The 22,207-nt window shown below is 67.8% G+C and carries 16 protein-coding genes; 8 read left to right on the forward strand and 8 right to left on the reverse strand.

Annotation, left to right across the window (positions count from 1 at the left end):
* Window positions 1-929, reverse strand: a 929-nt coding sequence (tdh, locus tag RTO53_RS10360; RefSeq protein ID WP_312237725.1) for an L-threonine 3-dehydrogenase, incomplete at its 3' end; no start/stop codon positions are given.
* 415 nt (window positions 930-1,344) lie between these two features.
* Here tdh and RTO53_RS10365 point away from each other — a divergent pair.
* The 7 genes from RTO53_RS10365 (at window position 1,345) to RTO53_RS10395 (ending at window position 10,033) form a co-directional block, all read left to right on the forward strand.
* Window positions 1,345-3,510, forward strand: coding sequence for a S46 family peptidase (locus tag RTO53_RS10365; RefSeq protein ID WP_312237708.1), 2,166 nt, complete (start codon window positions 1,345-1,347; stop codon window positions 3,508-3,510).
* A 232-nt stretch (window positions 3,511-3,742) separates the two neighbouring features.
* Entirely contained in the window at window positions 3,743-4,387 is a 645-nt protein-coding gene (locus RTO53_RS10370; RefSeq protein ID WP_312237709.1) for a histidine phosphatase family protein, read from the forward strand.
* Window positions 4,388-4,413: 26 nt separating this feature from the next.
* On the forward strand, window positions 4,414-5,688 hold the full coding sequence (gene folC / locus RTO53_RS10375; protein WP_312237710.1) for a bifunctional tetrahydrofolate synthase/dihydrofolate synthase: 1,275 nt from the start codon (window positions 4,414-4,416) through the stop codon (window positions 5,686-5,688).
* A gap of 108 nt (window positions 5,689-5,796) precedes the next feature.
* The gene (locus RTO53_RS10380) at window positions 5,797-6,822 is read left to right on the forward strand and encodes an SPOR domain-containing protein (protein WP_312237711.1); all 1,026 of its coding nucleotides are present in this window, start codon (window positions 5,797-5,799) and stop codon (window positions 6,820-6,822) included.
* Window positions 6,823-6,877: 55 nt separating this feature from the next.
* The gene (locus tag RTO53_RS10385; protein WP_312237712.1) at window positions 6,878-7,675 is read left to right on the forward strand and encodes a CvpA family protein; all 798 of its coding nucleotides are present in this window, start codon (window positions 6,878-6,880) and stop codon (window positions 7,673-7,675) included.
* A 29-nt stretch (window positions 7,676-7,704) separates the two neighbouring features.
* Window positions 7,705-9,171, forward strand: a complete 1,467-nt coding sequence (gene purF, locus RTO53_RS10390) for an amidophosphoribosyltransferase (protein ID WP_256776257.1) — start codon at window positions 7,705-7,707, stop codon at window positions 9,169-9,171.
* A gap of 10 nt (window positions 9,172-9,181) precedes the next feature.
* A complete protein-coding gene (locus RTO53_RS10395) occupies window positions 9,182-10,033 on the forward strand; it encodes a ferritin-like domain-containing protein (protein WP_312237713.1) in 852 nt (283 codons plus the stop codon).
* 695 nt (window positions 10,034-10,728) lie between these two features.
* On the opposite strand, the gene RTO53_RS10400 is transcribed toward RTO53_RS10395, so the two are convergent.
* The gene (locus tag RTO53_RS10400; RefSeq protein WP_312237714.1) at window positions 10,729-12,219 is read right to left on the reverse strand and encodes a DUF2235 domain-containing protein; all 1,491 of its coding nucleotides are present in this window, start codon (window positions 12,217-12,219) and stop codon (window positions 10,729-10,731) included.
* A gap of 189 nt (window positions 12,220-12,408) precedes the next feature.
* Here RTO53_RS10400 and RTO53_RS10405 point away from each other — a divergent pair, with 189 nt between their 5' ends.
* A complete protein-coding gene (locus RTO53_RS10405; RefSeq protein WP_312237715.1) occupies window positions 12,409-13,662 on the forward strand; it encodes a zinc-dependent metalloprotease in 1,254 nt (417 codons plus the stop codon).
* A 63-nt stretch (window positions 13,663-13,725) separates the two neighbouring features.
* Here the strand turns inward: RTO53_RS10405 and RTO53_RS10410 are convergent, their stop codons facing one another.
* From RTO53_RS10410 to ppx, 6 genes are all read right to left on the reverse strand, one after another.
* Entirely contained in the window at window positions 13,726-14,439 is a 714-nt protein-coding gene (locus RTO53_RS10410; RefSeq protein ID WP_312237716.1) for a hypothetical protein, read from the reverse strand.
* Window positions 14,440-14,458: 19 nt separating this feature from the next.
* On the reverse strand, window positions 14,459-15,202 hold the full coding sequence (lpxH, locus tag RTO53_RS10415; RefSeq protein ID WP_312237717.1) for a UDP-2,3-diacylglucosamine diphosphatase: 744 nt from the start codon (window positions 15,200-15,202) through the stop codon (window positions 14,459-14,461).
* 91 nt (window positions 15,203-15,293) lie between these two features.
* Complete coding sequence (locus RTO53_RS10420; protein WP_312237718.1) at window positions 15,294-15,833, reverse strand: phosphatase PAP2 family protein; 540 nt, start codon at window positions 15,831-15,833, stop codon at window positions 15,294-15,296.
* The gene (locus RTO53_RS10425; RefSeq protein WP_312237719.1) at window positions 15,814-16,956 is read right to left on the reverse strand and encodes a glycosyltransferase family 1 protein; all 1,143 of its coding nucleotides are present in this window, start codon (window positions 16,954-16,956) and stop codon (window positions 15,814-15,816) included. The genes RTO53_RS10420 and RTO53_RS10425 overlap by 20 nt, the downstream gene beginning before the upstream one ends.
* 236 nt (window positions 16,957-17,192) lie before the next feature.
* Window positions 17,193-20,123, reverse strand: coding sequence for a TonB-dependent receptor (locus RTO53_RS10430; RefSeq protein ID WP_312237720.1), 2,931 nt, complete (start codon window positions 20,121-20,123; stop codon window positions 17,193-17,195).
* A 465-nt stretch (window positions 20,124-20,588) separates the two neighbouring features.
* Window positions 20,589-22,115: an exopolyphosphatase gene (gene ppx / locus RTO53_RS10435; RefSeq protein WP_312237721.1), complete on the reverse strand. Its 1,527-nt coding sequence runs from the start codon at window positions 22,113-22,115 to the stop codon at window positions 20,589-20,591.
* Window positions 22,116-22,207 lie beyond the last annotated feature (92 nt).

The following is a 22,207-nucleotide window of genomic DNA, read 5'->3' on the forward strand; positions in this document are numbered from 1 at the left end:
ACCTTGCCGAGCGGGAAACCGGACAGCACCAGCTGGGTCATCTTGTACCAGGTCTCGTACATCTTGCGGCCGTAGATGCCCTGCACGGTCAGGCCCTTGAAGATGATCTTGTCCCAGTCGCAGCCGGCGCCCTTGGGCATGATGCCGAGCATGGCGATCTTGCCGCCGTGGTACATGCAGTCGAGCATGTCGTTGAAGGCGCGCGGGTTGCCGCTCATTTCCAGGCCCACGTCGAAGCCCTCCATGTGCAGGTCCTTCATGACGTCCTTGAGCGAGGTGTTGGAGACGTTGACCACGCGGGTGGCGCCCATGTCGGCGGCCAGCTTGAGGCGGAAATCGTTGACGTCGGTGACCACCACGTTGCGCGCGCCGATGTGCTTGCAGATGCCGGCGGCGATGATGCCGATGGGGCCGGCGCCGGTGATGAGCACGTCTTCCCCGATGACATTGAACTCCAGCGCGCAGTGCGCGGCGTTGCCGTACGGGTCGAAGAAGGCGGCCAGTTCGGAGGGGATCTGGTCGGGGATGGGCCACAGGTTGCTGGCCGGCATGACCATGTATTCGGCGAAGGCGCCGTTGACGTTGACGCCGATGCCGACGGTGTTGGGGCACAGGTGCGGGCGGCCGCCACGGCAGTTGCGGCAGTGGCCGCAGACGATGTGGCCTTCGGCCGAGACGCGCTGGCCGATTTCATAGCCGGTGACGCCGGGGCCGATTTCGGCGATGCGGCCGACGAATTCGTGGCCGATGGTGAGGCCGGGCTTGATGGTGCGCTGGCTCCATTCGTCCCACAGGTAGATATGCAGGTCGGTACCGCAGATGGCGGTCTTTTCCAGCTTGATCAGGACTTCGTTCGGGCCCGGGGTGGGAACCGGCACGTCTTCCAGCCAGATGCCCTTGGCGGCTTCACGCTTGACCAGGGCCTTCATCGTTTGCTGCGCCATCTCGGTGGAACTCGTCAGGGGGAAAACGCGGATTATAGAGCCGATGGCGGTTTTCCCATGTTGCGTTGCGGGTGGTGTGGGGAGAGCGGCGGCGCCTCCTTCTGGCGTGGGAGGTGCCGGGCAGGCCGGTGCAGGACACGCCGTGAACCCATCCTTGGGGGCTCGGTATTGCCATCCATGGCAATACACGGTCCTGCACCGGCCTGCCCGGCACCTCCGGACACATGGCTGCGCGTGGCGGAATGCCACTGGGGGGAGAAGGTAGAGCCGGGCCATGCCCGGCTGGCCGCGCACGGCGCGGCAATGATCGGCGTCGGTCACACTTCCCATGACTTCCGGGGTTCGGCCCGGGGCAGGGGGCGGGCTAGAATCGGCGGTTCTCTTTGCAAGGGGCTGCTCAATGCGCTCGAACCTGCTCGCTTTCTCCGTCGTCGCCAGCCTTGGGCTGGTCCAGGTCGCCCAGGCCGCTGAAGGCATGTGGGTGCCGCAGCAGCTGCCGGAAATCGCCGGTCCGCTCAAGCAGGCGGGGTTGAAGCTGTCGCCGGAGCAGATCTCCAACCTGACCGGTGACCCGATGGGCGCGGTGGTGGCGTTGGGCGGTTGTACTGCCAGCTTCGTGTCGCCGCAGGGCCTGGTGGTGACCAACCACCATTGCGCCTACGGCGCGATCCAGCTGAACTCGACCGCCGAAAAGAACCTGATCAAGGACGGCTTCAATGCGCCGACCCTGAAGGATGAGCTGAGCGCCGGGCCGAACGCGCGCGTGTACGTGCTCGACCAGATCACCGATGTGACCGCGCAGGCCAAGGCCGCGATCGCCGCTGCCGGCAAGAATCCGCTGGCCCGTACCCGCGCGCTGGATGCGTTCGACAAGGCGCAGACCGCGGCGTGCGAAGCCGATGCCGGGTTCCGCTGCCGTCTGTTCAGCTTCTCCGGCGGCAACACCTATCGCCTGTTCCGCAACATCGAAATCAAGGATGTGCGCTTGGTTTACGCGCCTCCGGGCAGCGTGGGCAAGTTCGGTGGCGACATCGACAACTGGATGTGGCCGCGCCACACCGGCGATTTCTCGTTCTATCGCGCCTACGTGGGCAAGGACGGCAAGCCGGCCGCGTTCTCGGCCGACAACGTGCCCTACCAGCCCAGGCACTTCCTGACATTCGCCGACATGCCGCTGGGTGCCGACGACTTCGTGATGGTGGCCGGTTACCCGGGCCGCACCAACCGCTATGCGTTGGCTGGCGAGTTCAACGAGACCGCCAGCTGGACCTATCCGACCATCGCGCGCCACTACAACGCGGTGATCGACCTGATCGGCAAGGCCGGCCAGCAGGATGCGGACATCAAGGTGAAGTACGCCGCCACCATGGCCGGCCTGAACAACACCGCCAAGAACTACCAGGGCCAGCTGGACGGCTTCAAGCGCATCGACGCGGCCGGCCAGAAGCAGACCGAGGAAGCGGCCGTGCTGGCGTGGCTGAAGCAGCAGGGCGCGGCCGGCAAGCCGGCGCTGGCCGCGCACGCGCAGTTGATCAAGCACCTGGAAGAAGGCCGCGCCACGCGCGACCGCGACCTGATCGTGAGCCAGTTCAACAACACCGCCGTGCTGGGCGCGGCGCTCAACCTGTACCGCCTGTCGATCGAACGGGCCAAGGCGGACGCAGAACGCGAAGCCGGTTACCAGGAGCGCGACCTGCCCTCGATCGAAGGCGGGCTGAAGCAGATGGACCGCCGCTACGTCGCGCGCATGGACCAGCAGCTGCAGGCGTACTGGCTCAACCAGTACGCGGCGCTGCCGGCTGCGCAGCGCAAGAACGAAGTGCTCAACCAGTGGCTGGCGGGCAGCGACAAGGTCGCCGTCGATGGCCTGGTCGGCAAGCTGGCCAGCACGCAGCTGGGCAGCCTGGACGAACGCCTGAAGTGGTTCAAGGCCGACCGTGCCGCCTTCGAAGCCAGCACCGATCCGGCCATCCAGTACGCGGTGGCGATGATGCCGGCGCTGCTCAAGCAGGAAGAGCAGAAGAAGACCCGCGAAGGCGAGTCGCTGGTCTCGCGCCCGCTGTACCTGCAGGCCCTGGCGGACTACAAGAAGAGCAAGGGCGAGTTCGTCTATCCCGACGCCAACCTGTCGCTGCGCATCACCTTCGGCAACGTGATGGGGTACACCCCGAAGGACGGCGTGGCCTACACCCCGTTCACCACGCTGGAAGGCGTGGCCGCCAAGGAAACCGGCGTCGATCCGTTCGACTCGCCCAAGGCGCTGCTCGATGCGGTCAAGGCCAAGCGTTACGGTGGCCTGGAAGACAAGCGGATCGGGTCGGTGCCGGTGAACTTCCTGTCCAACCTGGACATCACCGGTGGCAACTCCGGCTCGCCGGTGCTCGATGCGCACGGCAAGCTGGTCGGCCTGGCCTTCGATGGCAACTGGGAATCGGTCAGTTCCAACTGGGTATTCGACCCGGTGATGACCCGCATGATCGCGGTCGACAGCCGTTACATGCAGTGGATCATGCAGGAAGTGGCGCCGGCGCCGCAGCTGCTGAAAGAGCTGAACCTGGCCAAGTAAGCCCCTCCAGACCCCGCTGCGAAAACAGCGGGGTTTTTCGTTGCCTGGTGCCGACCGCGGGCCGCCGACCACGCGACGCGGCGCGCGGGCAAGCGCCGCTCAACCCCTCGCAGACCGATGCTCGTAACGGCGGCAGCCGGGCAGGGCACGGGGTATCATGCGTGTCTCCTCGATCATTCACATCTTGTGAACGATTGCGACCGCATTCCTCCCCCAAGGACTCCCAGTACGCATGCGCATCCTGCTTGCCCGCCACGGTGAAACACCGTGGAATGCCGAAGGCCGCTACCAGGGCCAGATCGATATCCCGTTGTCGCCGATCGGCGAAGCCCAGGCGCAGGCCCTCGGGGAGCGCCTGAAGTCGGTCGACATCACCCGCGCGGTGGCCTCGCCGCTGTCGCGTGCGCAGCGCACCGCACAGCTGGCCCTCGGCGCCGAGCGCGCGCCGATGCTGCTGACCGAACCGGACCTGCAGGAAATCGCCCACGGCGAGTGGGAAGGCCTGCTCGCCAGCGAAATCCACGAAAAGGATCCGTCGCGCCTGCAGGCCTGGCGCAACGAGCCGGACACCGTGCTGATGCCCGGCGGCGAATCGCTGCGGCTGGTGCTGGAGCGCAGCTGGCGCGGCCTGGCCCGTGCGGCCGAAGGCCTCGGCGAGCACGACACCCTGCTGGTGGTCGCCCATGACGCGGTCAACCGCGTGATCCTGTGCCGCATCCTCGGCCTGCCGCTGTCGCGGCTGTGGACCTTCCGCCAGGCCCCGACCACGTTGAACCTGCTCGAAGGCGCCGACCTGGACCAGCTGGAAGTGGTGCGCCTGAACGATTGCGCCCACCACACGCCGTTCTTCGGCGAAGCCAAGCACCGCGCGCTGTAATTCCTTGACCCACTGATCCAACGCCCATGACCACCGCCGCCCCGCAGACCCTCACCGACTGGCTCGCCTACATCGAGCAGCAGCATCCGGCCACCATCGACATGGGCCTGGACCGCGTCCGCAGCGTGGCGCAGGCGATGGGACTGGGGCAGCCGGGCGCGCACACCATCGTGGTTGGCGGTACCAATGGCAAGGGGTCCACCGTGGCCTTCATCGAGGCGATCGCGCGTGCGGCCGGCCGCAAGGTCGGCGCCTATACCTCCCCGCACCTGCTGCGCTACAACGAACGCGTGCGCATTGATGGCCAGGACGTGTCCGACGAAGCGCTGACCGCGGCATTCCAGGCGATCGAAGCCGCGCGTGGCAGCACCACGCTGACCTATTTCGAGTACGGCACGCTGGCGGCACTCAAGCTGTTCGGCGATGCCGGCCTGGACCTTGCCGTGCTGGAAGTCGGCCTGGGCGGCCGCCTGGACGCGGTGAACATCGTCGATGCCGATGTCGCGGTGATCACCACCGTGGATATCGATCACAGCGACTGGCTGGGCGAGGATCGCGAAACCATCGGCGTGGAGAAGGCCGGCATCATCCGCGGCTGGAAGCCGGTGATCCTGGGTGAAACCGATCCGCCGTCCAGCGTGCTGGCGCGCGCGTATCTGCTGGGTGCCAACGCGATCCGCGGTGGCAGCGATTTCTTCGTCGACGTGATCGATGCGCAGACATGGCGCTGGCGTGATGTCGGCTTCCGCATCGAGCTGCCGACCCCGGCGCTGCGCGGCCCGATCCAGCTGCGCAATGCCGCCTCGGCGATTGCCGCGCTGCGCGCGCTGGACATGCCGCTGCCGCGCACGGCGATCGCCGAGGGCGTGGCCGCCGCGCGCATCCGCGGCCGGCTGCAGGGGGTTGATCGCGACGGCGTGGAAGTGCTGGTCGATGTCGGCCACAACCCACAGGCTGCGCGCGAGCTGGCGAGCGCGTTGAAGGCCGCGCCGGTGTCCGGCCGTACCGTGGCCGTGTTTGCCGCGTTGCAGGACAAGGACGCCGTTGGCGTGGTCGAGGCACTGGGCGGGCAGGTCGAGGCCTGGCACCTGGCCGGCCTCGATGGCGCCCGCGCACAGAGCGCGCAGGCGCTGCAGGCGCGGCTGCAGGAGACCGTAGCCGCAAGCGCGCGCCGCCACGCCACCGTGGCCGATGCGCTGGACGCCGCCGTGGCCGACGCCGCCGCGGGCGACCGCGTGCTGGTGTTCGGTTCGTTCCACACCGCGGCACAGGCGCTGCAATGGCTGGACGCTGCGCGCTGACCCGCGCCCGCCACCGCGCTGCGGCCGTTCAGCCGCAACAGACGCCGCTCACGCGGACACCCGTATAATCGCCGTGGCATTCCGCCGCGCCGCCCCTGCCTGCCTTCCGTGGATACTCCTCTGAAACAGCGACTGATTGGTGCCATCGTTCTGGTGGCCTTGGCTGTGATCTTCCTGCCCATGCTGGTCAAGGGCCCTGCGCCTGACAGTGGCGTGGCCAGCGTGCCGATCAGTGCGCCTGCCGCGCCGTCGGATGGCCAGTTCGAAACCCGCGAGTTGCCGCTGGTCGCACCCACCGGCGGTGCCACCGGCCTGCTCGGTGCCTCCAGCACCCAGCCGCTGCAGGACAACGCGGCCGCTGCCGCTCCGGCCGCGACGGACACCTCGCCGGCCGTCGCCGCCGGCAACTTCGCCGTCAGTTTCGGCGCCTACGGCAGCCAGGCCGACGCCGATGCGGTGATCGCCTACCTGAAGAAGTCGCAGCTGCCCGGGTTCAGCGAGGCGGCCACCATCAACGGTCGCCAGGCCTGGCGCGTGCGCGTGGGCCCGTATGCCGATCGTGCGCAGGCCGAAGCCGCCCGCCTGCAGGCGGTGAAGGTGCGCAACGACGTCAAGGCCGAAGTGGTCACCCTGGACGCGCGTGCCGACACTGCCGTCGCCGCAGCGCCAGCCGCGGCACCGACGCCGACGCCGACGCCCGCTGCAGCGTCGCCTGCGGCCTCCAGCGCCGCCGCCGCGCCGGCCTCGGCCACCGTGAAGACCGAATCGCTGCCGCCTGAGCCGGTGGCAGCCGCCAAGCCGGCGCCCAAGCCCGAACCCAAGCCGGCCCCGGCCAAGCCGGAACCCAAGCCCGAGGCGGCCGCCGCCGTCACCGCACCGGCTGCACCGGCCGCCAGCAGCGTCGGCTTCGCCGTGCAGCTGGGTGCCTTCGGCCAAGCGTCGGAGGCCAACGCATTGCGCGACAAGGTCCGCGCCGCCGGTTTCAGCGCATTCGTGGAACAGGTACGCACCGACAAGGGCACGCTCAACCGCGTGCGCGTCGGCCCGGTCGCCAATCGAGCCGAGGCGGAGAACCTCAAGGCCCAGGTTGCGTCCAAGGTCGGCGTGGCCGGCATGGTCCGGCCGCACCCCTGATGCCCGCCATGCGCCCGCGCCGTGAGGCCGGACCGTCCTGCAACGGAGGACGCGCATGATCGATTTCGTCCTGTTGGCGGTGATCGGCATCTCCACCTTGCTGGGGGTCATGCGCGGTTTCGTCAGCATCGTCATCAGCACCTTTTCCTGGCTGCTCGGCGGCTGGGCCGCGCTGATGTTCGGCAAGTCCGCCGCCGGCTGGTGGTCGGCGCCGGCCGCACCGGGCACCGGGCACTATTTCGCCGGCTATCTCACCGTATTCCTGCTGGTGATGGTGTCGGTGTGGGGCATCGGCCTGGTGATCCGCCAGGCGGTGCGTTCGACCAGCATGAACAGCGCCGACCGCCTGATGGGCGGTGGGCTGGGCCTGGCCCGCGGCGGGCTGATCAGCTGCGCCCTGCTCTTGATGGCCTCCTATACCCCGCTGACCCGCGAAGCCACCTGGCGCAACTCCAACCTGCGCGCCATGCTGCAACCCGGCGTCGGCTGGATGCAGGCCAAGATGCCGCGCATGCCCGACATGCCGCAGATGCCCAGCCTGGACGGCATGCCGGGGCTGCAGGGCCTGCCGATGGCGCTGCCGGAGGTGAACATGGCGCAACTGCCCGGTGCGGAGTTGGGCAAGCCGGGGCTGACAGGCGATAATGGCGTGCTTGGCGGACTGCTGGGGGGGCGTGGATGGCCGCGACCCGTCGATGAAACCCCGCAACCGGCGGGCGACCCGGCTGACGTATGGGCGCAAAGCGCTACGCCCGGTTCCCCCCAGAACACCGATCCGGCGCTCGTGCGCCCGGACCAACCCGATCCGGCACGGAAAGGGTCCCCCGGCCAGGCACGGCCACCTTCACAGTAAATGGGCGCAGCCCAGCGGAGATTCGCACCATGTGTGGCATCGTCGGAATCGTCGGCAATCAGAACGTCGCCGGGCAGTTGTATGACGGCCTGACCGTCCTCCAGCATCGTGGCCAGGACGCGGCCGGCATCGCCACCGCCGATGGCACCCGACTGCGCGTGCAGAAGGCCAACGGGCTGGTCCGCGATGTATTCGATGCCAAGCGCATGTCCACCCTGGAAGGCCGCGTCGGCATTGCCCACGTGCGTTACCCGACCGCCGGCTCCGAAGGCATGGACGAGGCGCAGCCGTTCTACGTCAATTCGCCGTACGGCATCGCGCTGGCCCACAACGGCAACCTGATCAACACCGAAAGCCTGCGTCAGCAGGTGTTCGAGCAGGACCGCCGCAACGTCAATACCGACTCGGACAGCGAAGTGCTGCTGAACGTGTTCGCCTTCGAACTGGACGCGCAGCGCCAGCTGACCCCGGAAGCGGCGATCCGCGCCGTGGCCGCCGTGCACCGCCGGGTCAAGGGCGGCTATGCGGTGATCAGCGTGGTGCTGGGCCTGGGGCTGGTCGCCTTCCGCGATCCGCATGGCATCCGTCCGCTGGTGCTGGGCAAGCGTGCCCACGCCGAAGGCGACGAATACATCGTGGCCTCCGAATCGGCCGCGCTCGACGTGCTCGGCTTCCAGCGCGTGCGCGACGTGCGCCCGGGCGAAGCGCTGGTGATCACCGCGCGCGGCGAGCTGTTCTCCGAAGTCTGCGCCGAGCCGGTCGAACACAGCCCGTGCATCTTCGAGTACGTGTACTTCGCCCGTCCCGATTCGATGATCGACAACGTGTCGGTGCACAAGGCGCGCATGCGCATGGGCATCAAGCTGGGCGAGAAGATCCTGCGCCTGCGCCCGGACCACGACATCGACACCATCATCCCGATCCCGGACACCTCGCGCGATGCCGCGCTGGAGATCTCCAATACGCTCGGGGTGAAGTACCGCGAAGGCTTCATCAAGAACCGCTACATCGGCCGCACCTTCATCATGCCGGGCCAGGGCGAGCGGGTGAAGTCGGTGCGCCGCAAGCTCAACCCGATCCACCTGGAGTTCCGCAACCGCGTGGTGCTGCTGGTGGACGACTCGATCGTGCGCGGCACCACCAGCCAGCAGATCGTGCAGATGGCACGCGATGCCGGCGCCCGCAAGGTCTACCTGGCCAGCGCCGCGCCGCCGGTGCGTTACCCCAACATCTACGGCATCGACATGCCGGCCGCCGAGGAACTGGTGGCGCACAACCGCAGCATCGAAGAAATCGAAAAGCACCTGGGCTGCGACTGGCTGATCTACCAGGACATCGAAGACATGGAAGCGGCGGTGCGCGAAGGCAACCCGGAGCTGAAGGCCTTCGATTCGTCGTGCTTCAACGGCATCTACCCGACCGGTATCGAGCCGGGCTACTTCGAGCGCATCCAGCAGCTGCGCTCGGATGACGCCAAGCACAAGCGCCGCGCCTGAGGGCGGGGGAATGGCCGAGCAGTTGCCGCTGGAGGCGGCCGGTGACCTGCTGCGTGCCGCGCAGCATTGCCTGGCCGCGGCCGATCCGCTGCACAAGGTCGCCCTGACCCAGGCCTACGCCGCGCAGTTCCGCGCCGGTCAGCTCAAGGCCCGCGCCGACGCCCCGGCGCCAGCGCCGATCCGGATGCCGGGGCGTCCGGATCGGCCGACGCTGGTGCATCCGCGTGATCTGCCCAAGCGTGGCCTGGGCAGCATTGAAGGGCGCGCCGCCTTCATCCATGCCATCGCGCATATCGAACTCAACGCAATCGACCTGGCCTGGGATGCGGTGTACCGCTTCCGCGGGTTGCCCGGATCGTTCCATGCCGACTGGGTGAGCGTGGCCGATGACGAGTCGCGTCACTTCATGCTGCTGCATGGCCGGCTGCAGGCGCTGGGGTTCGACTACGGCGATTTCGACGCGCACAACGGCCTGTGGGAAATGTGCGAGAAGACCGCGCACGATGGGCTTGCACGGATGGCGCTGGTGCCGCGCGTGCTGGAAGCGCGTGGGCTGGATGTCACCCCCGGCATGATCACCAAGCTGCGCTCGGCCAACGACCACGCCACCGCCGATGTGCTGGAGATCATCCTGCGCGAAGAAGTGGCGCACGTGGCTGCCGGTTCGCGCTGGTACCACTGGTACTGCAACCGCGCCGGAGTAGAACCGCGCGCGCGCTTCATCGCCTTGTTGAAGGAGTACGCCGGCGGTTTCCTGTACGGCCCCTTCAACCTGGAAGCCCGGCTGCTGGCCGGCTTCGACGAGGAAGAACTCGCCGACCTGATCGAGCAGGCCGGCCGCACCAGCGGCCCCGCACGGTAAAGCCACGCCACGCGTGGCTGCTCTTCGTTCGGGTATCGCGTGCAGCCACCCATGGGGTGGCTCTACCGGGATGCGCGTAGAGCCACGCCATGCGTGGCTGCTCTTCGTTCCGGCATCGCGTGCAGCCACCCATGGGGTGGCTCTACGGGGATGCGCGTAGAGCCACACCATGCGTGGCTGCTCTTCGTTCGGGCATCGCGAAGCCACCCATGGGGTGGCTCTACCGGGAGGCGCGTAGAGCCACGCCATGCGTGGCTGCTCTTCGTTCGGGTATCGCGTGCAGCCACCCATGGGGTGGCTCTACCGGGATGCGCGTAGAGCCACGCCATGCGTGGCTGCTCTTCGTTCCGGCATCGCGTGCAGCCACCCATGGGGTGGCTCTACGGGGATGCGCGTAGAGCCACACCATGCGTGGCTGCTCTTCGTTCGGGCATCGCGAAGCCACCCATGGGGTGGCTCTACGGGGAGGCGCGTAGCGCCGCGCCATGCGTGGCTGCTCTTCGTTCGGGCACCGCGAAGCCACCCATGGGGTGGCTCTACGGGGATGTGCGTACCGCCACGCCATGCGTGGCTGCTCTTCGTTCGGGCATCGCGCGAAGCCACCCATGGGGTGGCTCTACGGGGAGGCGCGTAGAGCCACGCCATGCGTGGCTGCTCTCCCGTCCGACGCGATGAACCGCCACCATGCGGGCGCATCACACGTTGGGCAACACCACGCGCTTGCCATCCTCGGTGGGGCGGTTGATGTAGAACAGACCCGGTCCGGGGCGGTAGGGCAGTTCGCGGGTTGCTTCATCGGCGGCGTAGAGCAGGGCGGTGTCGCCTAGCGCGTCGAAGTTCCAGTGCGCCGACTGCATCAGGTACCGCTGCCGCAGCAACAGCGCCTGCGCGGCGTCCAGCGACTGGCCGGACAGCAGGCGTGCGGCAATCGGCAACAGCGGCGCGGGCAGGGCCAGCTCGGGCACGGCATCCACCGGACTGCGCCAGCGCACCCCCGTCGCGTCGGCACGCTGCTGCATCAGGCGCAGGGGTATCCACTGGTAGCGCCCATCGATCTCCCGTTTCAGCACCACCGCCGCATACGCGAACAGCACCCACTGCGGCAGTACGCTGTCGCTGCCAGCCACGCGCTGCGACTGCCAACGGTGCCAGACATCCACCCAGACCCCGTCGTCGCCCAGGCCAAGCTCCGCCTGCCAGGCTGCGCACGCCGCCTTCGCCTGACGGTAGACGTCGGTGTCGCGCAGCAACGCCAGCGGTGGCACGGCGGTGTCGGCCAACCCGTGCCCACGCAGGCGCTGGCCAAGCGGCCGGGTCAACAGTTTGGGGCCCTCGATGCGCTGGTCGTAGCCGCCGCCGATATTGGCGTGCGCGCCGGGCAGGGCGATCTCTTCATGCGCCGGCGCGACCGTGGTCAACGGGAAATGCTGGCGATGCTCGTCGCGCGCGACCAGCTGCACCACCTTGTCGGCGCAACCGGCAGGCAGGGCGACATCCGGCAGTTCATCACCCTGCTGCGGATTGATCGCCACCACCGTGTCGAACAGGCCGATGAAGCGCACCGGGCGCACCGGGACCGCCGCGTCACTGCCCAGCTGCCAGCCGGTGCGGTGCAGTTGTTCCTCCAGCCAGCGGCGTCCGTCGCTGCGGTTGAACCGGTTGAGCGCAGCACGAGCGGACGCCGCACCGCGCGAAAAACCGAACAGGTCGATGTGCACCGTGCCCAGTACCCGGTGCGGATGGGCACGCGCCAGGGCCCGCAGCGCGTCGGGCAGGCACGTATCCAACGCGCGGCGCATCTTGGCGAGCACCCCGGTACGCCCGATGCCGAAGGCCAGTCCCATCAGGTCGTCGTCCTCACCGGTGCGGGTGCCGGTGCCTTCGATGTAGATCGCCAGGGACAGGGCCGCGCCGTTTGCGGGTTGTGCGCGATCGTCGGGATACAGCGCGTGCAGCCGCGCGATGTTGGTCAGGCCGTTGCTGTAGCTGCTGGTCAGGCGGCTCTGGTAGGGCGAGGCGTCATCGGCGACCAGCGGCGCCGGCGGGCGCGGCGTGGGCGTGGTGCTGCGCGGCGGGCGCGAGGCGTGCAGCAGGTTGTCGGCATTGTTGCGGGTGCCGTCGAAGAACAGGCCGATCTGCAGCGACACCGTCGCCGCCCTCGTTGCCGGAGTGGGCTGTCCTGCCATGGCGCTGGGTCCCTGGGATGCAGGGCCACGGTAGCGCGAAAACGACGCGGACGCGACGTCGCTGAACCGGCCGGTCGGCGGTCACAGTTCGGAATGTTGATCGCCCAGGTCTATTGAATTCACGCGATCAGTTGGCGCCATATGGGCGAGCACCACCACCCCGTATTCCACTCAAAGAGAGGCGACACGATGTCCAGATCGATGAGCAAGGCCGCAGGTGTGATTACGTTGTGCATGATGGCGGCGGGCGCTGCCAGCGCCGCCCCGCTGTTTGAACCGGTCACGGTGCTCAGCCGTGCCGGGGCCGCCAACCAGCCTGCCGCGCAGGCGGTGCTGTCGGCCGCCTCCACCGCCGCGGTGCAGGAAGTGCGCGTGGATGCCGCGGCGGTCACGGCCGGCCAGCGCCAGCTGGAGTTCGAACTGCTCGGCACGCAGGTGCAGGCGGTGCAGCAGCGTGTGCAGGCGCTGCCCGACGGCGGCAGCATCTGGTACGGCCAGATCCAGTCGCGCAGCGCCAAACTGGACCGCCAGGCCAGTGCATCGGACCCGGCCAACTCGGTGATCCTGGTCCGTGCCGGCAATACCATCACCGGCTCGATCCGCAAGGATGGCCAGTTGTATCGCCTGCGCCCGCTCAGCGATGGTCGGCACGTGCTGGTGGAAGTGGATGAAACGCGCATGCCGGCCGACCATCCGGCCGATTACAACAGCCTGCCGCAGGTTGCCATGCCGGTGAGCGACCGCGTGGGTATCGCAGCGGCCTCGTCGGGCACGCCGGCCACCATCCGTGTGCTGGTGGTGGCGACCAATGGCGCGGTGGCGGCCTACGGCGGCAACATGCAGTCGCTGGTGCAACTGGCCGTGGCCGAATCCAACCAGGGCTACATCAACAGCAATGTCGGCATCACCCTGGAGCTGGCCGGCTACGAGACCACCAGCTACGCCGAGTCGAGCAGCTTCTCCACCGACCTGTCGCGCTTCCGCAGCACCACCGACGGGGTCATGGACAGCATCCACACCAGCCGCAACAACACCCGTGCCGACGTGGCCGTGCTGGTGATCAACAACGCCAGCTCGTGCGGACTCGCCTCCAGCATCGGGTCGACCGCGGCCACCGCGTTCGCGGCCGTGCATTGGGACTGCGCCACCGGGTATTACTCCTTCGCGCATGAAATCGGCCACCTGCAGAGCGCGCGGCACGATATCGCCACCGACTCGAGCACCTCGCCCTACGCCTATGGTCACGGCTATCGCTATGAGCCGGCCAGCGGCGCGCGCTGGCGCACGATCATGGCCTACGACTGCACGGCGGGTTGCCCGCGGCTGAACTTCTGGTCCAACCCGAACATCAGCTACAACGGCGTACCGATGGGCATTGCGTCCAGTGCCGACAACCAGCGCGTGCTGGTCAATACCAAGGCAACGGTCGCCGCGTTCCGTTGAGGGTCGGCGCATCCGCGACTGCCTCTGGCGGTCGCGGATGCACATGCCGCGGGACGGCGGATCTCAGTCGGCGTCGTCAGGCAGCGCCGCGCATTGGTGCCGCGCACGCTGGGCGTCATCGGCGGCGGGTGCGATCGCCGCCTTCAAGGCCTGGGCGTCGCTGCCGTCGTAGGCCATCACGGAGACATGCAGCGTGGCCTGCCCGGCACTGGCGAAGTAGGCGGTGTCCCCCATTGCATTGGTGACTCCGCGATACAACTGCGGCACGCTGCTGCACACCACTACTTCGTAAGCCACCCCGGGGAACTCGCGGGTGCCGCCCGCGCCAACCACGCGCATGCGCTCGCCAAACGGTCCACTGCCGAAGCGTTCCAGCAGCATCCATCCGTGCGCGGGCGCGGCGCGCTCCAGCGCGATCACCGGCGTGCGTCCCTGGGCATCGGTGATGCCTTGATAGACGTCCTTCTCCTCGGTCACGAACGGCAGATCGACGTCCGCGTGCGACAGCGCGAACGGCCGATGCGCCGCGGGTTCCTGGGTGATCGTGTCGCGCAGCAGGAACTGGACACGGTGGCGGCCCTGGCCGATCACCGGCGAGCTCGCATCCGGTGCCAGCGATTCGGCCATGTCCGGTGCGTCGGGCGTGCCGACGGCAGGGGGCGTGGGGCGCGTCTGGCAGGCGGACACCAGCAACAGGACGGCGATGCCCAGGGCTGCAGAAATCCCGCTGCCCGCACGGCCAGGCAGGGCGCGCAGGCGCGGGCGGATCGATGTCATCTTCACTCCTGCGCTGCGCTCAGCGCGCCAGCGTATCCAGCGTCCAGCCCTGCGGGGTGACGCGCAGCACCGAGCCCTGCTCGTACCAGTCGCCCAGTACGATGCGGGTGCAGTCGTTGCCGCCGGCCCGCACGGTGTGGATGGCCGGGCGGTGGGTATGGCCGTGGATCATGGTGTCCACACCGTGGCGCACGAAGGTCGCGTCCACTTCAGCGGGCGCCACGTCGGTGACGGTTTCAAAGCTGGCGCGATCGTCCTGCTTCATCTCCGACTGGCGTGCCTGGCTGGCGTCGCGCGCCTTCTGCGCGAAGGCGATGCGCGCGGCCAGCGGCTGGGACAGGAACTGCGCCTGGAAGACCGGATCACGGGTCTGCGCGCGGAACTGCTGGTAGGCCACATCGTCGGTGCACATCAGGTCGCCGTGCTGCAGCAGCACCGCTCGGCCGTACAGGTCGATCACGCTGGGATCGGGCAGGATGCGGAAGCCGGCGCGACGTGCATAGTCCTCGCCGACCAGGAAGTCGCGATTGCCCCGGATGAAGTAGACCGGCACGCCGGCATCGGCGACGGCGTGCAGCGCATCGGCGACGGCATCGGCCGCGGCGGAGGGCGTGTCATCGCCGATCCAGGCTTCGAACAGGTCGCCGAGGATGTACAGGGCATCGGCCTGCATCGCTTCATCGCGCAGGAACGCCAGGAACAGTTCGGTAATGGCTGGACGGCTCGGGTCCAGGTGCAGATCTGAAATGAACAGCGTGGTCATGCGCGCATTGTAAAACGGGTTGCCCACAGCCGGTTGCATGCACGTCGCGGAAAAGGGGAGCGCCGCCCAGCCCGCAGCCCCCGCAGCGGCCTCACATCGGCAACGGCAGCCAGCGCAGGCTTGCCCCGGCCAGGGCGGTCGCAATCGCCGTGGCTGCCAGTACATCGCTGGGGTAATGCAGCCCCAGCACCACCCGCGACACACCGATGGCGGCCGTGAACGGCACCAGCAGCGGTGCCAGCCACGGGTAATAGGCGAGGGCGACGATGGTGAAGGACACCGCGTGCAGGGTGTGCCCGGAGGGGAAGCTGAACTCGTCCAATGGCGCCACCCAGGCGCGGATGCGCAGATCGGCGGCATACGGGCGGGGACGTCGGGTCCAGCGCTTGAGGCCCTTGTACAGCAGCAGCGCCATCAGGCCGGTGGCGGCCATGTGCAGGGACGCGCGCAGGCCCTCGACGCCGTCGACGAGGATCAGCGCAGCCATCAGCGCATACCAGAACACGCCATCACCGAGCCGGCTGATCGCGGCAAACCCCTGGCGGACGCGGCGGCGCCGACAGTAGTGGTTGGCGCGGCGGCACCAGCGGGTCTCGCGCCCGCGCAGGGCGTCAAGCGGCGTGGTCGGCATGCGGCCTCCGGGCCTGGGCCAGTTCGGCCAGCAGTGCATCGAACTCGGCCACCACCTGCTGCGGGTGCAGCCGCTTCATCGCGCTGGCAGCATTGCGTCCCAAGCGGGCGCGCAGTACATCGTCGCCGGCCAGTTGCAGCGCGGCGGCGAGGAATTCAGCGTCGTCATTCACGGCGATGCCGGTCTCATCGGTGCGCAGGTGCTCGCGCGCCGCACCATAGTCGAAGGCGACCGTGGCCACGCCGCTGGCCATTGCTTCCAGGGTGACGTTGCCGAAGGTCTCGCTGCGGCTGGGGAACAGGAACAGGTCGCCACTGGCGAAGTGGCGGGCGAGGGCATCGCCCCGCTGCACACCGCAGAAGATGAAGTCGGGATTTTCATGCGCCAGTTTCTCGCGCGAGGGGCCATCGCCCACCCAGACGAAGCGGGCCTTGGGCCGGATCTGCTGCAGCCGGCGAAACGCCTTCACCGCCAGTGCGAGGTTCTTTTCCGGGGCGATGCGGCCGACGTAGATCGCCGCGAAGCCGTTGCCGTCGATCCCCCATTCCTCACGCAATGCCGGATCGCGTCGTTGCGGGTCGAACTGGCTGCTGTCCACGGCACGGGCCAGCAACCGCACGCGGTCGAAGCCCTGTTCGCCGAGAAACTGCTGCAGCTCCTGGGTGGGCACCAGCGTCGCATCGGCCTGGTTGTGGAAGCGGCGCATCCAGCGCAACGCAGCCGCCTGCAGCCAGGCCACGCCGTAATCGGGCAGGTACTCGTCGAACCGGGTGTGGAAACCGGTGGCGACCGGGATGCCGAGCCGACGCGCGGTGCGCAGCGCCGACCAGCCCAGCGGGCCTTCGGTGGCGATGTAGATCGCATCGGGACGTTGCTGCTGCCACTGCCGGGCCAGTCGCTTCGGCGCGGGCAGGCCGAACCGCAACCCGGGGTAGCGGGGCAGGCCGGCGCCCTGGACCAGCACGGTGCCGCCATCCGGGTCGGTGCCGTCGCCGGCCTGGCGTGGACGCACCAGGTCGACCTGGTGGCCGGCCGCGCGCAGTCCCTGCTCCAGTCCCTGCACGGTCAGCGCGACGCCGTTGACCTCGGGGGGGTACGTTTCGGTGACGATGGCATAGCGCATGGCGGGCCCTCCGGTATGGGGGCATGCTGGGCCCGGGCGATGTAGTGGACATGACATGGGCATGACCGGCCGATGACGCGCGCCGGCTTGCGCACGCCCCTGCGGACGGGGCGTGCGCAAGCCGGCGGGAACGTCTCTGGCGGCCAGCAGCCGCCGCGCCTGCAATGACGGGAGAACAAAAAAAACCACGGCCCCGAAGGGCCGTGGTTGGGTGGTGCGGTGTTACCTGGCAGCGATCAGAACTGCTGCTTGTACTGCATGTACACGAAGCGGCCGATGTCGAAACCGCCGTAGTACGAGTACACCGAGTTCGGCTTGGTGTACATCACCGGGCCGAGGCGGTTGAACACGTTGTTGGCACCGACCGAGACGGTCGCGTTCCACGGCAGCTTGTAACGCACCTGCACGTCGTGGAAGGTCACCGAACCACGCTCGTTGTAGTTGCGCGCGCCCTTGTACCACGGAGCGTACACGCCCGGATCGGAGCACTCGTCCGGATGGTTCGGCAGGCTCAGGCACTGTTCCTTGACGCTGGAATAGTAACGCGCGCTCCAGCTGACGCCGAAGTTCTCCAGGTCCCAGCCCACGGTCGCATTGGAGCGCACGCGGAAGCCGATGCCGGTGTTGGCGGCGATGCCGTTGATGGTGGTCGGCACGGTCGCCGTGTCGTTGGACGAACGGTAGATGTTCGAGCTGACGTAGGTGGTCGTCCAGGAGGTGCTCAGCTTGCCGTAATCGGTATCCAGGCGGTAGCTGAGGTCCATGTCATAGCCTTCGGTCTCGGCGAAACCGGCGTTGCGGTTGCCGAACTTCAGGCCGGTGACGATGCCGGTGACCGGATCACGCGAGAAGCGCGCGCAACGCGACTCGATGTTCTGCTCGTAGCAGTCGATCAGGATCTGGTTCGGGCTGTCGGACACGATCGTGTTGTCGATGCGGATCTTCCACCAGTCCAGCGACACATTGAAGTTGCTGATGAAGGTGGGGCTCCACACCACGCCCAGCGTCTTGCTGGTCGAGGTTTCCGGCAGCAGCTGCGGGTTCGAGCCGGAGGTGAACGCCACCGGGGTGGCCGCACTCGAACCGGAGGTCGGCTTGTTGGTGCTGTCCAGCTGGCGGAACGTGGCGACGTTGGCGATGTCCTGCGCGCAACGTGCACGCACGCCGGCGTTGGTCTTGGCCGAGCCGTAGACGCTGTCGCACGGATCGCTGAAGGTGGCGAAGGTTTCCGAACCGCCGCCGTACAGGTCATTGATGGTCGGGGCGCGGAAGCCTTCGGCCCAGGTGCCACGGACCAGCAGCTGGTCCAGCGGGCGCCACTTGAAGCCGAACTTGCTGTTGAGGGTGTCGCCGAAGGTGTTGTAGTCCGAGTAACGGGTAGCGGCGCTGAAGCTCAGCTCCTTGGCACCCGGCAGGTCGGCCAGCACCGGCACGTTCAACTCCAGGTACGCTTCCTTGACCTTGTACGAGCCACCGGTCGGGCCAGCGGCCAGGTTGGTGGTCGCGCCGGTCTGGGCCAGGGCATCGGGAATGAACTCGCCATTTTCTTCGCGGTTTTCCAGGCCGAAGGCGAAGCCCAGGTCACCGGCGGGCAGGGTGAACGCGCTGCCGCTGAGGTTGGCGAACCAGTTCTTGGTCGAGGTCTGGCCGGTGGCGTCTTCGGCCGGGAACAGCCAGTCCTGCAGCGCCTGGTTGCCGTCCAGGCCGTACGGGTTCTGGACGCCGTACGGCACCAGCGGGTTCCACACCATGCAGTTGGCCTTCGGTGCGGCTGCGCTGCCGCACTCGACCTTGCCGGTCGCGGTGTTGAGGTAGGACGGGCCCACCGCATCGATGACGCGCTGCTTGTGCAGGTTGCCGGTGGTGTGCTGGGTCAGCTCGTTCTTGCTGTACTGGTAGCCCACTTCCCAATCGAAGTAACGCTCACCCAGGTCGAACGAACCTTCGAACGAGGCGACCGCGCGGTAGGTCTTCAGCTCGCTGGTGCTTTCGCGCGGCATTTCCCAGGTACGACGGTTCCAGGCCACCGAGGTCGGGGTGGCGTAGCCGTTCTTGTTGCCGAAGGGGTTGAAGTAGCTGTCGATGGCCATGTTGCCGGCGGCAGCGGTCTTGCCCAGCGTGCTGGAGGACAGCGGGTAGCCGGCGGTGACGCGGGTCGACTCGCGCTTGTTGTAACCGAGTTCGGTCTTGAAGCGGACGTTGTCGGTGATGTTGGCCTGGCCGGAGAAGAACACCGAATCACGCTTGATCGGATAGCTCAGGTGCATCTGTTCGTTGGTGTTGCTGGTGTCGCCGGTGAACGCGGCCGGGTCGGTCAGGTGGTAGTTGCCCGGCTTGGTCGGGTCGGTGCCACGGTTGAGCGAGTAACCGCAGCCCGCGGTCGCGGTGCAGCCCGGACCCCTGACGCCGGTGAACTGGCCCCACTGGCTGGTGGTGGTCCAGCCTTCGGTCGGATGGCGGTCGGTGTTGCTGTATTCGCTGAAGCCACGGTCGCGCGCCCACACGGCCTTTTCTTCCGAATGCTCGGCGGCGAAGGTGGTCGAGAAGCGGTCGTTGGACCAGCCGGCAACCACGTCGAAGCGGTCGCGTGCGCCGTCGCCTTCGCTGTACTGGCCGTGGTAGACGTTGGCGGTCACGCCGTTGACGTTGCTGCGGGTGATGATGTTGACCACACCGGCCATGGCATCGGAGCCGTAGATGGCCGACGCGCCGTCCTTCAGGATCTCGATGCGCTCGATCGCCGACACCGGCAGGACCGACAGATCCTGGTAGCCGGAGGTGCTGATGCCCAGGCGCTTGCCGTTGACCAGCACCAGCGTGCGCTGGGTACCCAGGCCGCGCATGTCGACGTAGGTGCCGCCGGCGTTTTCACCGGCGGTCAGCACGTTGGCACGGCTGATCGTCGGGCTGCCCATCGCGGTGACGTTCTGCAGGATGTCCGATACCGAGCTGAAGCCCTGGCGTTCGATGTCCATGCGGGTCAGCGCCAACACCGGCTGGGCGGTTTCGACGTCGACCTGGCGGATGCGCGACCCGGTGATCTCGATGCGGTCCAGGTTGGTCGGCGCGCTGTCCTGCGCCATGGCCGGGGTCGCGGCGAGGCCGGCGACACCGCCGACCAGGGCCAGGCGGATGGCCTGCCCCAGCACGTTGATGCGTGAAGTCATAAAGCTCTCTCTCTCTCTCGTTCGGAACTGCATCAAAAGGAGACGACGGGCCCAAGTTCCCGCCTTCCCAAAATCCGACCCATGAATGGCCGGTATCCCGATCATAGTCCCGGTAGTTAAGGCTCTGTAAAGCGAAAGTGAAACAATTTTCACAATTTCATATCACTTTCACAAAAAGATGAGGAGAAGCAACGAGTTACAGAAAGCGCCCAAACGCCGTCATGTACCGGTTTGTGTCTGAATGTAACAAGTTGCTGCTATGCAGCATGGGTCTGGCGCGAAGTTGGCCATTCCCGGTGCGTGCGGGACACGCAAATAGACAACGCGCGTTGTCGTCGGTCAGCACGGCGTAACGGGGTCCGGACGATGTCGGCCACGCAGGTCACCGCCGCCCGTCCCCGGCATGCCGGGGCGGGGGCACGACTGAAGCGTTACGCGACCCGACCGGTCGCGTGTCAGGCCAGGTCAGGCCACGAACGGCCGGAACTGCACACCCAGTCCGGCCATGCCCTCGGCTTCCCCGATCAGGTCCGCACGCAGCAGCGGACGGGCATCGATGAAGGCCTGGGGCAGGATCAGCGACAGCCGGCTGTCGTCGGCGGTCAGTTCCAGTGCCGGCATCGGCGTGTCTTCATGGGCGCGGTTGAGCAGCACCGCCAGCCGCAGCAGGGCGGTCATGCGGCGTGCCGGCTGCAGCAGGCGTTCGGGCAGGGCATCGAAGGCCGACTTGGAGATGTTGCGACGATGGCTGCGCACCAGCGCGGCCAGCAGTTGCTGTTCCTGCCGCGAGAAGCCGGCGATGTCCGAGTTCTCCAGCACGTAGCTGCCATGCACGTGATAGCCGCTGTGCGCGATCATCAGGCCCAGCTCGTGCAGGCGCGCGGCCCAGCCGAGCATGCGCGCATCGTCGGGGTCCAGCTTCCAGCTGTCCTCGACCTGGCCGAGCAGGTTCATCGCGGTGCGCTCGACCCGGTCGGCCTGGGCGGTGTCGATGCCATAGCGCAGGGTCAGCGCGGCCACCGATTCATCGCGCAGGTCGTTCTCGCTGGCGCGGCCGAGGATGTCGTACAGGATGCCCTCGCGCATCGCCGCCTTGCTGACCAGCAGCTTCTCCAGGCCCAGCGCCTGGAAGGCAGCTTCCAGCACCAGAATGCCGCCGGCGATGATCGGTCGGCGATCGGCCGACAGGCCAGGCAGGTTGATGTCCTCGATGCGCTTGGCCTTGAGCAGCTCATCGCGCAGTTGCGGCAGCGCCTCGGCGGTGATCGCGCCCTTGCTCAGTTTCATGGTGGCGCAGATTTCGCTGATCGCCTTGTGCGTGCCCGACGAGCCCAGCGCTTCCTGCCAGCCCAGTGCACGATACTTGGTGGCGAACTGCTGGAACTCCGCACCGATCTCGGTCAGCGCGTCCTTCCAGCGCTTGCGGCTGAGCTTGCCGCCGGGGAAGAAGCGCCGGGTGCTGGCGATGCAGCCGGCCTGCAGGCTTTCCCGCTCCAGGGTCTGCATGCCCTGGCCGATGATGAACTCGGTCGAGCCACCGCCGATGTCGATCACCAGCCGGCGCTGGTCCGGCTTGGGCGGCTGTGCATGGGCAACGCCGAGATAGATCAGGCGCGCCTCTTCGCGGCCGCTGACCACTTCGATGGCATGCCCGAGCGCGGTCTCGGCCGGCATCAGGAAGGCATGCGGCGAACGCAGCTGGCGCACCGTGTTGGTGGCCAGCGCGCGCACGCGGGCCGGCGGGATCGCGCGGATGCGCTGGCCGAACCGCGCCAGGCATTCCAGCGCGCGCTGGCGCGCCTCGGCGGACAGGCCGCCCTTGCCATCCAGGCCGTCGGCCATGCGCACGGTCTCGCGCAGGCGGTCGACCACCCGCAACTGCCCGAGCGTGTAACGCGCGATGACCATGTGGAAACTGTTGGAACCCAGGTCGATGGCGGCGAGCAGGTCGCCATCCTGCAGGGCGGGCGGAGTCGTGGAGGTATGCGGCATGGTCGAATGTTAGCCGATGGGTGGGGCGCGAAGTCACCGCGCGGCCTTCACATGGGATGCGACCTGGAGTCGCAGCGGTTCATGACGCTGGC

The organism is Stenotrophomonas sp., from assembly GCF_031995405.1.
In the GTDB taxonomy this organism is placed as follows: domain Bacteria; phylum Pseudomonadota; class Gammaproteobacteria; order Xanthomonadales; family Xanthomonadaceae; genus Stenotrophomonas.